The sequence below is a fragment of the Algivirga pacifica genome (assembly GCF_039543525.1).
In the GTDB taxonomy this organism is placed as follows: domain Bacteria; phylum Bacteroidota; class Bacteroidia; order Cytophagales; family Flammeovirgaceae; genus Algivirga; species Algivirga pacifica.
The window spans coordinates 27,190-38,979 of sequence record NZ_BAABJX010000030.1 but is presented as its reverse complement, the minus strand read 5'-3'; the positions used below and the strand labels follow the sequence as shown (position 1 = coordinate 38,979).

11 protein-coding genes are annotated in these 11,790 nt (G+C 39.5%); 4 read left to right on the top strand and 7 right to left on the bottom strand.

Translation table 11 applies throughout. The features are described from left to right. Nucleotides 1-39: 39 nt before the first annotated feature. Nucleotides 40-1,371, top strand: coding sequence for an argininosuccinate lyase (argH, locus tag ABD985_RS10235; protein WP_345371454.1), 1,332 nt, complete (start codon nt 40-42; stop codon nt 1,369-1,371). Between the two features lie 269 nt (nt 1,372-1,640). Here the strand turns inward: argH and ABD985_RS10230 are convergent, their stop codons facing one another. The 4 genes from ABD985_RS10230 to ABD985_RS10215 form a co-directional block, all read right to left on the bottom strand. Continuing rightward, entirely contained in the window at nt 1,641-2,321 is a 681-nt protein-coding gene (locus tag ABD985_RS10230) for a hypothetical protein (RefSeq protein ID WP_345371453.1), read from the bottom strand. Nucleotides 2,322-2,490: 169 nt separating this feature from the next. Further along, nucleotides 2,491-3,021, bottom strand: a complete 531-nt coding sequence (locus tag ABD985_RS10225; RefSeq protein WP_345371452.1) for a hypothetical protein — start codon at nt 3,019-3,021, stop codon at nt 2,491-2,493. A 193-nt stretch (nt 3,022-3,214) separates the two neighbouring features. Further along, complete coding sequence (locus tag ABD985_RS10220; protein WP_345371451.1) at nt 3,215-4,693, bottom strand: SDR family oxidoreductase; 1,479 nt, start codon at nt 4,691-4,693, stop codon at nt 3,215-3,217. A gap of 18 nt (nt 4,694-4,711) precedes the next feature. Beyond that, a complete protein-coding gene (locus tag ABD985_RS10215) occupies nt 4,712-5,359 on the bottom strand; it encodes a peroxiredoxin-like family protein (RefSeq protein WP_345371450.1) in 648 nt (215 codons plus the stop codon). A gap of 276 nt (nt 5,360-5,635) precedes the next feature. On the opposite strand from ABD985_RS10215, the gene ABD985_RS10210 reads away from it, so the two are divergent. Next, on the top strand, nt 5,636-6,304 hold the full coding sequence (locus ABD985_RS10210; protein ID WP_345371448.1) for a Crp/Fnr family transcriptional regulator: 669 nt from the start codon (nt 5,636-5,638) through the stop codon (nt 6,302-6,304). A gap of 230 nt (nt 6,305-6,534) precedes the next feature. Here ABD985_RS10210 and ABD985_RS10205 read toward each other — a convergent pair whose 3' ends face one another. Both ABD985_RS10205 and lolA1 read right to left on the bottom strand, forming a co-directional pair. Further along, nucleotides 6,535-6,861 carry a tetratricopeptide repeat protein gene (locus ABD985_RS10205; protein WP_345371446.1) on the bottom strand — a complete coding sequence of 109 codons (327 nt, stop codon included), beginning with the start codon at nt 6,859-6,861 and terminating at the stop codon, nt 6,535-6,537. A 151-nt stretch (nt 6,862-7,012) separates the two neighbouring features. Then, nucleotides 7,013-7,663: an outer membrane lipoprotein periplasmic chaperone LolA1 gene (gene lolA1, locus ABD985_RS10200; protein WP_345371445.1), complete on the bottom strand. Its 651-nt coding sequence runs from the start codon at nt 7,661-7,663 to the stop codon at nt 7,013-7,015. A gap of 263 nt (nt 7,664-7,926) precedes the next feature. Here lolA1 and ABD985_RS10195 point away from each other — a divergent pair, with 263 nt between their 5' ends. Continuing rightward, entirely contained in the window at nt 7,927-9,102 is a 1,176-nt protein-coding gene (locus tag ABD985_RS10195; protein ID WP_345371443.1) for an MBL fold metallo-hydrolase, read from the top strand. 220 nt (nt 9,103-9,322) lie between these two features. Then, nucleotides 9,323-10,756: a hypothetical protein gene (locus ABD985_RS10190; protein WP_345371441.1), complete on the top strand. Its 1,434-nt coding sequence runs from the start codon at nt 9,323-9,325 to the stop codon at nt 10,754-10,756. Nucleotides 10,757-10,990: 234 nt separating this feature from the next. Here ABD985_RS10190 and ABD985_RS10185 read toward each other — a convergent pair whose 3' ends face one another. Next, on the bottom strand, nt 10,991-11,788 hold the full coding sequence (locus tag ABD985_RS10185) for an SDR family NAD(P)-dependent oxidoreductase (protein ID WP_345371439.1): 798 nt from the start codon (nt 11,786-11,788) through the stop codon (nt 10,991-10,993). Nucleotides 11,789-11,790 lie beyond the last annotated feature (2 nt).

Below are 11,790 nucleotides of genomic sequence, written 5' to 3'. Positions count from 1 at the left end.
GATTCATTAAACGATATAATAAACGAACAATAATACCCCATGAAAAAACTTTGGGAAAAAGCATACGAAATCGATAAGCAAGTAGAAGTCTTTACCATAGGCAAAGACCGTGAACTGGATTTACAGTTAGCCCCTTATGATGTATTAGGGTCGATTGCCCATGCCAAGATGCTGCAGGAAGTAGGTTTGTTGGAAAAGGATGAATTTACTTCTCTTAAGGAAGGGTTATCTACAATCTATCAGGAGATCGAAGAAGGAGATTTCGAGATCAAAGAAGGAGTAGAGGACGTACATTCACAAGTAGAACTATTACTGACAGAACGTTTGGGAGATGTTGGTAAAAAGCTGCATACCGGGCGCTCCAGAAATGATCAAGTACTCCTAGACCTTAAGATGTATTTCCGAGAGGAAATCTGGAAAATAGCGCAGAAGGTACAGGACTTATTTGATGTCTTATTGGCACAAAGCGAAAACTATAAGGACGTGTTGATGCCAGGGTATACGCATATGCAGGTGGCGATGCCTTCTTCTTTTGGGTTATGGTTTGGGGCTTATGCCGAAAGTTTGGTAGATGATCTGGTTGTTTTACAAGGAGCGTATGAGATCAGTAACAGAAATCCTCTAGGTTCTGCGGCAGGGTATGGTTCTTCCTTCCCTTTGGATAGGGAAAAGACCGCAAAACTATTGGGCTTTGAGGATTTGAGTTGGAATGTGGTGTATGCACAGATGGGTAGAGGTAAAACAGAATATGTAATTGCGAATGCGATTGCTACCCTATCGGCAACCTTGAGCCGTTTGGCGATGGACACCTGTATGTATGCTGGACAGAACTTTGGCTTCTTCTCTTTCCCGAATGAGTTAACGACAGGGTCCAGTATCATGCCGCATAAGAAGAACCCGGACCCTATGGAGCTGGTAAGGGGAAGATGTAATCAATTGATGGCCTTACCAACACAAGTGATGGCGGTGATCTCAGGGCTTCCTTCAGGATATCATCGTGATTTCCAGCAGATCAAGGAAGTGATTATGCCTGCCTTTGAAATGCTATCGGGTTGTTTGGAAATGACCTGTTTGATGCTATCCAATATTAAAATTAATGAGGAGCTATTAGAGAATCCTATTTACAACTACTTGTTTACCGTAGAGGAAGTAAACAAACGAGTAGTAGAAGGCGTACCGTTCCGTGATGCATACAAAGAAGTAGGCAATGCCGTAGAAGAAGGAATGTTCAAAGCGGATCATGAGGTAAACCATACCCATCAGGGGAGTATTGGAAATCTTTGTAATGATCGCATTGCCCAAAAAGAAGATGAGGTGATGAGACGCTTTAAGCACGATAAGGTGGAGGAGACATTGCAAAAATTATTATAAAGTGATAGGGCCGCGCCACTGGCGCGGCCATTTTATTATCAAGATTCATTTCCTAGGTACTGGTCTGGGCTACTGGTCTTAGGCTCCAGCCTAAGACCTAAAAGCGCTTTCGCCGAGCGTCCACGCTCAGGTGGTATGAGTGGAAAATGGAGATTAGTGATGGATTGGTAGATCGAATAAAAAATCGCTGTGTTTCGTATAGTGACAGTATAAAGACTTACAGTCCCTTCCCGCCTTTATGTGATGTCACCTCTAACGGGGTAAGGTATTTATTTTATACCGGATAACAGTTCATCAATCGCACTTTCAAAGAGAGTATACCCTTGAAGCCCTTTAATTGTTACTTTATTATTTTCAAAAACAATATCCTTAAACTTATAATGAAAAGCTATTTCATCAGGATCTGTTGTTAAAATACATTTTTTTAATAGCGTTTCTTTTTTCTTCCTTAAGGTGAGATAAAGGTTGAATTCTTCCATTGTCATCTCACATTCCAAAAAGAATGTGATAGACAATGGGCGGTAAAGCTTTTTCTTATGAACCCATTCATTTCTATAACCTAAGTTTCTAAATTTTTGAATACCCTCTTTAATTTCTGAAAGAGGTAAATCATACTTATCTTTTAGAGTATTTATAGAATTAAGAAGAATAGTAATATAGTACTCTACTTTCTCTATACCATTTAGTTTTGAATACTTCAAATAATCAGGGTTATAGATATTATGTCTTAGAGATTTCTCACCTAAATAGATCTCTTTTAACTCGCTTTTATTTGTTTCATTAATAAGACAAATGTATAGCATACTAAAAGCTCTATTTAATTTTAACTTCTTTAGGACTTCTCTTTCTAAAAATGAGAGAATAAAACGAGATGATAAGAAATGTGGATATCGTTCTTCTTTTGAGAAATCTTTGTGGTCTAAGGTTATTATCAAATGTTTAAATATCATGCCTTTTGATGTTTGTTAGGATAGTATCTCTATACTATCAGCGACTGTCCGCTCTATCCATATGGCTGTGCCTCGAGCTCCAGCTCCTGTCGATATGTGTTCCACAACTCTGGATGTATAACGCATTGAACTATCCATTTTCTGTGTGCGAACGGGGCTACACATTCTATCAATCATTAGCACACTCTGGGATCATATCTGGAGGGAAAATATTACCCATTTTTTTTGATAACTTTTGGTTACAGTATTCATATCTGTAAAATGTATGATTTCTATTGGGTGGAATATTTCTCATTTCATCAACGGATAAAACTTCTTTATCTATTGCTGCTTTTAAGGAAGATAAAAAGGTAGAAGAAGGTGATACCACGAATTCAACATCAGTGTATATCAGTATTAAAGTATTATTAATATATGAATACGCTATTGGAGGTTTATCCTCTATATCTAGTTGTTCACTGGAGATAATAGGCTCTACATATACTAATAGCCAATCATACTCTAAGTCAAATGGAGTGTGATTTGAACTTCTTAATGTTAATTTTAAAATTACATTAGTTTTTATACCATTAATTACATCATTTACGATGTCATGTACACGCTGATCTTTGATTTCTACTGCATGAAGATCTTCTTTTTTATTTCTACATGAAAATAACAATAGAAGTACCGTTAAGTATATTGATAGCTTATTGAACATCTTTAAAGAACGAAAAGTTAGCTTGTCCCTATGATAATTAATGTAATCTACAGTGGAAGGGTAGTAATCTTCCTTAAGTTACAAAGGATAGTGGGAAAGTACTATTGATTCTTCTATAAATACTGAGCTATTGAGCATGAATTAGGGATGGCCGTGCCACTGGCACGGCCATCCCTAGATTGTGATCATCTTTTTAATCCCTAACCTCCAATCGAGGCCATTGGTAAGGATACCGATTCTTATCCTGATAGTTGATTAGGTTTTTAGCCATTCCCGGAAAGATCAAGCCATGGAATGGTAAGACAGAGTACCAATAAGCTCTGCCCCATATTCCTAAAGGTCGGAAAGTTGCTGTTTGGATCAATTTGTTGCCTTCCACTTTAAATTCCAGCCAGGCTTCTCCCGGGAGCTTCATTTCGGCAAATAAGAGGAGACGTTTCCCTTTTCTGTCTGCGAGGACCACCCTCCAAAAATCCAGGGCTTCACCTGCTTTCAATTGTGTTGGACTTCTTCTTCCTCTACGCAGGCCAACTCCCCCTACAAATAAGTCCATAATTCCTCTTATTCTCCACAGGAAGTTCCCGAAATACCATCCTCGATCGCCACCGATGGCCCAGATATTATCCAGAACCTCTTCAGTATCTCTTTCAAACGTATATTCCCTGACATCCTTGAAACACCCATAAGTGGGAACGTGAATGAAATCGAGGAAATTTTCAGGAATAGGTCCCATAATCGCCTCTTTCCAGCTTGAAACCACCTCATTTTGCTCGATTTTCTGGAAGGCCAAAGAGAGTGCTTCCTGATAGGAATATAATTTGAGGGGAACAATTTCTTGAATCCCTATATTTTTACAAACCACTTCATTATGTAAACTGTCCACCAAATTACGTGCTAACTCATAAGAAGTCGAGGTGACGAAGTATAACCAATAAGAGGATAATCTTGGAGTAAAGAATGGAATGGTAATAATGTATCTTTTGAGATTCCGGAAAGAGGCAAACTGTAACAACATCTCCTTATAGGTCAGGATATCTGGTCCTCCAATATCAAAGATTTTATCATAAGCGGCTTCTTGAAATAATACGCCTTCCAGGTATTGGATAACATTTCGGATAGCGATAGGCTGGCATCGGCTACTGACCCATAGTGGTGCAACCATTAATGGCAGCTTTTCAACCAAGTCACGAATAATCTCAAAAGAGGCACTCCCTGATCCAATAATAATAGCGGCACGAAGAATAGTTAACGGAACCCTTCCTCTGAGATAATGCTCGACGTTTTTTCTGGAGGCTAAATGTTTAGATAAATTATCGTCATTGGAAATGCCACTTAGGTAAACCACTTGTTGACAACTAGTGTCATCTATATAGTCTCTAAAGTTTTCCGCTACTCTCTGTTCCAGCTCAGCAAAGTCGGGCCTGCCAGAACTCATGGAGTGAATCAGGAAATAAGCAGCATCAATGTCTTTGGGTAGGTTACGAATGGTTTCTTCTTTAAGAAAATCCACCTGAATGACCTCGATTTGCTTGAGTAATTCATCATTAAAGTCTTCAAAGTCAAATCGTCGGGGGTCTCTGACAGGACAGATCACATGATGCCCACTTTGTAATAATATAGGAAGGAGCCTACGACCAATATAGCCGGTACTCCCTGTTAATAATATCTTCATAATATACTTTTTTGGGTTTTATAATTGCTCCAGCAGGTCTACGACAGGCTCTGGATCTGGGCGCTGGGTATAGTCAGGATTACTTTCTGCAAATTGTATTATACCACCTTCATCAATTAAAAAACGGGCAGGCATAGGTAATGCCCACTCCTCATCTCCATGGTATTGATCAAGGGGAATATTAAAATCATCTCGATAAACACCGATCAGATCATCAGGAAGGTGAAATTTCAATCCAAATTTTTCAGCAACCAGATTACCTTTATCAGTAAGGATATCAAATTTGAGGTGTTGCTTTTCAATCACTCGCTGAGAATACTCAGGAAGCTCCGGAGATATGGCCAACAAGGTACCTCCAGCTTGCTCAATACTGCTGACATAATGGTTCAGATTGGCAAGGTCCGTATTGCAATACGGGCACCAAAAACCTCGGTAGAAGGTAATAAATAAGAGTCCTTTCTGCAGTAGCTCTGCACTATCGATCATCTTTCCATTTTGGTTGGGAAGGGTAAAAGAAGGCATTTGCGTTCCTACCTTAAGGACATTGTCCTGAATGCCGGAGTCCTTTAGTTTTTGGGTAGCACCATGCATGATTGAAAGTTGTTCCTGAGATAAATTACTTTCAATTTTTTCTTTGAGTTTTTGGAGTTTTTCTTGAAAAGTCATGAGATAGTCTGTTAACCGTGAAAGATTTACTCAAACTCATAACAAAGCTTATCTTGTAAATGTTTGTAAATCAACAGGAAAGCATTCCAGGGTGCAAGGTGTTGAGAAAAAACATCGCTTTTTAGTGTTTTAAGTCATAATTTATAGCTTTTTGAATGACGTATTTTGTACACATAATACAACGAGAAACTTTCTAAAATACAAGAAAGGAACAACATGAATGAAATTTGTGTTTTTGGAGACGGACCATTGTATTATTGCTGATAAGCATAAATTATGAATATAGAAGCATTGACATTAGCAGAAGTAGTCGATACTTACTTCAGTATGACTTTTGAAGACTCTCTTAAGGAAGAGATTAAGGAACACGGACAGATTGAGCAGCTAAAGGCAGGCGATTTTATCATTGATATAGGAGAGCCAATGAAGGGGATACCTATTCTGGTTAGTGGTACCTTAAAGATCATGAGAGAGACGGAAGAGGGGAGAGAAATGCTCTTGTATTATTTGGAGGAAGGAGATGCCTGTTCCATGAGCATGACGTGTTGTATGACGACACAACAGAGCATGGTGAGAGCCATGGCTGAGGAAGATGCAACCATTATCATGATTCCCGTGTCTTTTATGGACGAGTGGATGCACAAGTATTCTTCTTGGAGAGCTTATGTCATGAATGGATATACAAGACGTTTTGAAGAGTTGCTGGAAGTGGTTGATGATGTTGCTTTCCGTAAGATGGATGAGCGTTTAGTGAATTATTTGGTACAGGCTACGGAAGTGAAAAACAACCGTGAGTTGCATCTGTCCCATATGGAGATAGCGACAGACCTGGGAACGTCAAGAGAAGTGGTGTCCCGTTTGTTGAAACAGCTGGAGAAGAAAGGCGTGATTACTATGGGACGAAATAAATTGACATTAGCCAAAGATTGGGATAAATTTTTGTAACCTAAGTGTCAATGTTACGTATAAAATCATAGAACACGACAAGAAAAGATAGAGATCGTGTTCTATCATAGAAAAGAATAGAATAAGAAGATAATAATTGAATTGGTTGGGGGTCGTACTGCGCTTTGTGTGGTACGACCCTTTTTTTAATTATCAATGTCAATGTTAGCTTTTTAACAGCCAGGAAGAAGTCATCAATTGAAAATTGATAATTAATCATTGAAAATTAACTACTCGTCGTCATCAAAAAGCCAATCATTATAAGCTCTCTGCAACTCACTCAGCGCATGTCGATCTCCCTCTTGCTGACAAATCATGATTCCTTTCTTATAAAGCTCCTCAGCTTTTTCTTCATTACCCAAATGTAGATAGAGTGCTGCTACATGGTAGTAGGTGCCCGTATAGTTGGGATGTTCCTCTAAGAGTTGGTGATAATATTGAAGTGCTTTTTCATCATCGTGCCCATTATATTCATTGGCGATGGCATAGATCAGGAAAGGATCATTAGGTTCTTCTTTCAGAAAGTTAAATAGTTGCTCTAGTCGTTGTTGATTCATAACGTGATGAATTTTTAATGATTAATTATTAATGGTCACAACGCCATGAAAATTGATAATTAATCATTGAAAATTAAAAATTCTTTATTAAAAAAAACGGCTGAAGTTCATGGATAACCTCAGCCGTTCAATAATTGTTTTTGCAGACTGATTACCTCAAATCATCTACAAAGTATCCTTTAGCCTCGTATTGCTTTTGGTCAAACGAGAACTTATTGTCTGTTGCTGGAACATTCTTCTTGAAGGTAATGATCTCATAGCGATCCATTGTTTTGTTGTCGCTATTCAATGTTTCCCACTGGCTCAATAAGTGTGTGTTGGCATCAATATACATGATTACCGTATGGAAGCTCACATCTTTTCTTTCTGGGAAAAGCGTTACGACATGGTGTTTTTTCCCTTTGATGTTAGCCGTTCCTTTGTAGTCATACTTGGCACCATCCTTATGGAAAGTCAAGATTTTAGTAGGGTTGGTCATCAAGTCATTGGAAGCACTTTCATAGAAAGCTTCTTTACTTACCGTATCAATACGAACCAATGTTTGTCCATCAAACAAAAGCTTGTTTCCGTATGCTTCCAGTTGATATTTATTGCCTTTTACCAACAGTTCTGCTTCTTGTACACCAAGTTTCTTTTCTGGCTCTCTGAAGTATTGTGACTTCAGAAGTTTTACCTCAAAAGCATCAAATGATTGATACTGGTCACTCATTTTATCTAATACCTTCTTAGCTTGAGGGTTTTGTTGTGCGAATGCCTGGAATATCGTAAAAAGTAAGCCGATGATTAATATAAATTTCTTCATGCTTTATCTATCCTTATTATTCTTTGAAAAATTCAACTGCAAATATAACCAACAAAGATTATAGAATTAAGAACAAATCTTTGTTTTATCATTTTTTAGTAGGGAGACAGGCCATATGAGGAGATGGACACCACCTTAACAGCATTTAACATAGAACAAACTATATTAATTTATATATAGCGGATAGTATCTTTTTTAGGGAACAATCCGTATACGAAGAAGTTACAACAATATTCATATTAAAATACGATAGAAAGATATTTATGGAATCAATGCAAGAGGCGGGGGCGAAGCAGTTTGCCAAAACGAAAAAGCCATTAGGAAAAAGGGTTATCAAAGGGATTGGCTGGAGCGTATTAGCCCTATTAGGAATCGTATTGATTGTAGGAACACTGTTCTTAAACCTTAGTCCTCAGTTTGGAGGAACGGCTACGGCAGAGCAAATTGTTCGTTATGAGGAGTCAGGACATTATCAGGAGGGTATCTTCGTGAATCAGGAACCAACCTCTGTAGGAGGACCTAGTTGGGATTTGATCAATGAAATGCTGTTTACGGAGGCGGTTCAGGCACCGGAAAAGGCTCCGGAAGTGATCTCATTAGATCCTGCTTTGGTGGCGCAACCGGATAGTATTACTCGTTTGACCTGGTTTGGACACTCGGCATTTTTATTGGAAATAGAAGGGAAACATATCTTGCTGGATCCTATGCTTGGAGACACGCCGTCTCCCGCACCTTTGCCAGGGCCCAAGCGCTTTAGCAGGGAGTTACCTATTGAGATTGAGGAGCTGCCTTATATTGATGCTGTAGTGATTTCTCATGATCATTATGATCACTTAGATTATGAATCGATTTTGCAGATGAAAGATAAAGTGGGTGCGTTTTTCACTCCTTTAGGAGTGGGAATACACTTGGAAGCATGGGGTATTGAGACCGATAAGATCCATGAACTGAACTGGTGGGAAAGCTATGAGTACAAGGGACTAACCTTGGTCAGTACACCTTCCCGACATTTTTCTGGAAGAGGGTTGTTAGACCGATTTAAGACCTTTTGGAGTTCATGGGTGATCAAAGGAGAGAAGGAAAATATCTTCTTTAGTGGTGATGGGGGATACGGCACACACTTCAAGGAAATAGGAGAAAAATATGGTCCTTTTGATATCGCCATGATGGAATGTGGGCAATACAATACCCATTGGAAAGAAATCCATATGATGCCCGAAGAAACAGTGCAAGCCACCCTTGATGTAAAAGGAAAACTATTGTTGCCGATTCACTGGGGAGCATTTACCTTATCACTACATGATTGGAGAGAGCCGGTCATCCGAGCTTCAAAAAAAGCAAAGGAACTAAACGTGCCTATGACTACTCCAAAGATAGGAGAGACCATTACGTTTGATGGTCGTGATTATCCTGTAACAAGATGGTGGGAGGAGTATTAGTGAACAGTTATGAGTTAGGAGTTGTGAGTCTGGAGTTGTAATTTTCTTTAATGTCAAACTCCAAACTCCAAACTCCAAACTCCAAACTCCAAACTCATCACAACAAGTAGGGTTTTTGGTTTCTTTGAAAACTTCGACAGAGATAATAAGGCTGTATTTTGAAGGATTTTTTATCTTATTGATAGAAGAACAGACTTATTTAACTCAATATACCCTAACAATGCACCATTATCAGCGAATCCTGATTGTACTATCCTTCTTATTTGTTGGTATTACTACCTTCTCTTTTTCCCAAAACCATTATTATAACTCCTTGCAATACGGTGGTAGGGGGGCTTTATTGGGAGGAGCAATGCTGGCAGATACTACTGATAAATCAACCATTTACTATAACCCGGCGGCAACGGTACATCTAGGAGGAACCGGTGTGACGATTAGTTCTAACCTATATGGCTATGGTTCCTTACGTATTAAGGATGGTGCCGGCGAAGATATTGATTTACTTTCTTCCAAGGTGAATATTTTTCCCCAGTTGATTGCTGGAGAAATTCCTTTAAGTGCCTCCAAAGATGTTTTTATAGGATATACCCTCCTGACCAAGCACGACAACAATATTGTTTTGAACAGTCGTAATACCTTTGAGGCTTCGGCGGTAGGAGATGGCTTTGATACGACTGCGATTGCTTCTTTTGAGTTTGATGAGGACCTCTTCGAGCAATGGATCGGTTTGGGCGTAGGATTGCGGGTCAATGAACATTGGTCTGTAGGGTTAACGGCTTTTGCCACCTATCGGCAGCATGCCTTTTCGAGTCGCTCTTATGTACGTGTGATAGAGTTTGCTGAACCGACTAATATTGGTACCGCGGATATTTCACAACAAGTAGAAAGTAATACCTTGGGATTTCTGTGGAAGTTTGGCCTACAATGGCATAAGCCTCATTTTAGTATGGGGTTGACATTAACTACACCTAAGTTAAGTGTCGATACTTTTGCTGATAAAGGGGTGATTGATCGGGAGTTTTTTGCGCTTAATTTGGATGAATTGATTGGAGAGGATGATCTTATCTTGAGTGATCGGCAGCAAGGGGTAAAGACAACTCATCGCCGCCCTATGGAACTGGGGCTTGGCGCACAATATGAGTTGCAAAAGACAAAGCTATACCTTTCTATACAACATCACTTCAAACAAAAGGCCTATCAATTATTGGACACGGAACAAACGGATGGAGATATTACGGGCGAGTTGGCGGTAGATCAGTTCGTGGAGGTGAAGGACGCTTCCAGTTCTGTGACCAATGTAAACGTAGGAGTAGAACATCAACTCAACAAATGGGCTTTGCTAGGAAGTTTCCGTACCAACTTTTCTGCTTACGAAGATATTCCTACAGAGGAAGAGAACAACTTATTGGTTACTCCCGGGATCGGTAAGTTCAATACCTATTATCTAACCTTTGGATTAGGCCGATACCGTAAGCAAAGTTCTACCCATTTTGGTATTGAATACGGTAGGTCCTTCAATAAGATTCCTCGTTTTGCAGGGGACTTAACCACTTTGGAAAGTGCTTTGAGTAATATTACGGAAACGGATGTGAGTGTAAACTTTTTTCAGCTCAACTTGATTGTGGGGTATACCCATTATATAGGAAGGGATTAAGAGGGGAAAGCTTTATTTATTTTGAATATTTATTTATCCTACTACTAGTCCGCTTTGTTGAATTGTTGAATCGTTGAATTTCACCTTCGATGAGTTGATTCGAGTTGAACTGTTGTATGAATACATATATATCGATCAACAGTTCAACTCGAATCAACGAATCAACGAGCGAAGCTCAATTCAACGATTCAACAAAGTGGACTAGCAGTAGGACGGATAAACATTCCAACCCAATTAACCGGTCACAATCTCATTAGTAACCTCTAGTAATTGCTGAATTTTATCTTCATCATAAGCATCCGGATGTGCGGTGCCAAAATCTCCTTGGTCGTTGTCAAAATATTGACCGGTAATTCCCTCATATTTTTTAGAGACGGCTAAGTCATAGAGAATATCGCCTCCTTTGTCGGCAGGAGACCAAAAACGTCCAAAGGCTTCTTTTACCATCCTCGTGTTAAGTAGTGAGCCAGGGTTTACGGGAATGACAGTGATGTCTTTTAATGTCTTGGCCAAGTCAAAGCTCCACATGGTTAATGCCAGTTTGCTCTGGGCATAGGTGTCTCCTTGATCTCCTTGGGTTTTACCCTTTAGCATGTCATAGTCTATTGCTCCTTGAGCCGCTGAACTCAGGTTGATGATACGAGGGTTTTTACCTTTTTCTAATAAGGGAAGTAATTCATGCGTTAAAAGTACAGGAGCAAAGTAGTTGACGACAAAGCGAAGGTCTAACCCGGCTTGATTCTGAGTCGTAGGACTTTTATAAACTCCAGCGTTATTGATCAACACATCCAAAGTGTCCAGCTCCTGCTTGATTTGATGAGCCATGCGACGAGTATCTGCTAGATCTGATAGATCACCGAGAAAGCCTTTGATATGGTTGTTGTGGGATAATTGCTTGATTTCTTTGATGGTTTCTTCCAGCTTATTAGCATTTCTCCCATGTAGGTATAGATGGTGGCCATCTTGGGCTAGTTTGGTCGCTGCCAGTTTTCCGATGCCGTCGGTACTTCCGGTGATAAGTATTGTTTTCATGG

Bases quoted from the DNA above. Each gene is read 5' to 3' on its own strand.
- argH (WP_345371454.1), top strand. From the start codon at position 40: ATGAAAAAACTTTGGGAAAAAGCATACGAAATCGATAAGCAAGTAGAA.
- ABD985_RS10205 (WP_345371446.1), bottom strand. From the start codon at position 6,861: ATGAATCAACAACGACTAGAGCAACTATTTAACTTTCTGAAAGAAGAA.
- ABD985_RS10220 (WP_345371451.1), bottom strand. From the start codon at position 4,693: ATGAAGATATTATTAACAGGGAGTACCGGCTATATTGGTCGTAGGCTC.
- lolA1 (WP_345371445.1), bottom strand. From the start codon at position 7,663: ATGAAGAAATTTATATTAATCATCGGCTTACTTTTTACGATATTCCAG.
- ABD985_RS10230 (WP_345371453.1), bottom strand. From the start codon at position 2,321: ATGATATTTAAACATTTGATAATAACCTTAGACCACAAAGATTTCTCA.
- ABD985_RS10225 (WP_345371452.1), bottom strand. From the start codon at position 3,021: ATGTTCAATAAGCTATCAATATACTTAACGGTACTTCTATTGTTATTT.
- ABD985_RS10190 (WP_345371441.1), top strand. From the start codon at position 9,323: ATGCACCATTATCAGCGAATCCTGATTGTACTATCCTTCTTATTTGTT.
- ABD985_RS10195 (WP_345371443.1), top strand. From the start codon at position 7,927: ATGGAATCAATGCAAGAGGCGGGGGCGAAGCAGTTTGCCAAAACGAAA.
- ABD985_RS10185 (WP_345371439.1), bottom strand. From the start codon at position 11,788: ATGAAAACAATACTTATCACCGGAAGTACCGACGGCATCGGAAAACTG.
- ABD985_RS10215 (WP_345371450.1), bottom strand. From the start codon at position 5,359: ATGACTTTTCAAGAAAAACTCCAAAAACTCAAAGAAAAAATTGAAAGT.
- ABD985_RS10210 (WP_345371448.1), top strand. From the start codon at position 5,636: ATGAATATAGAAGCATTGACATTAGCAGAAGTAGTCGATACTTACTTC.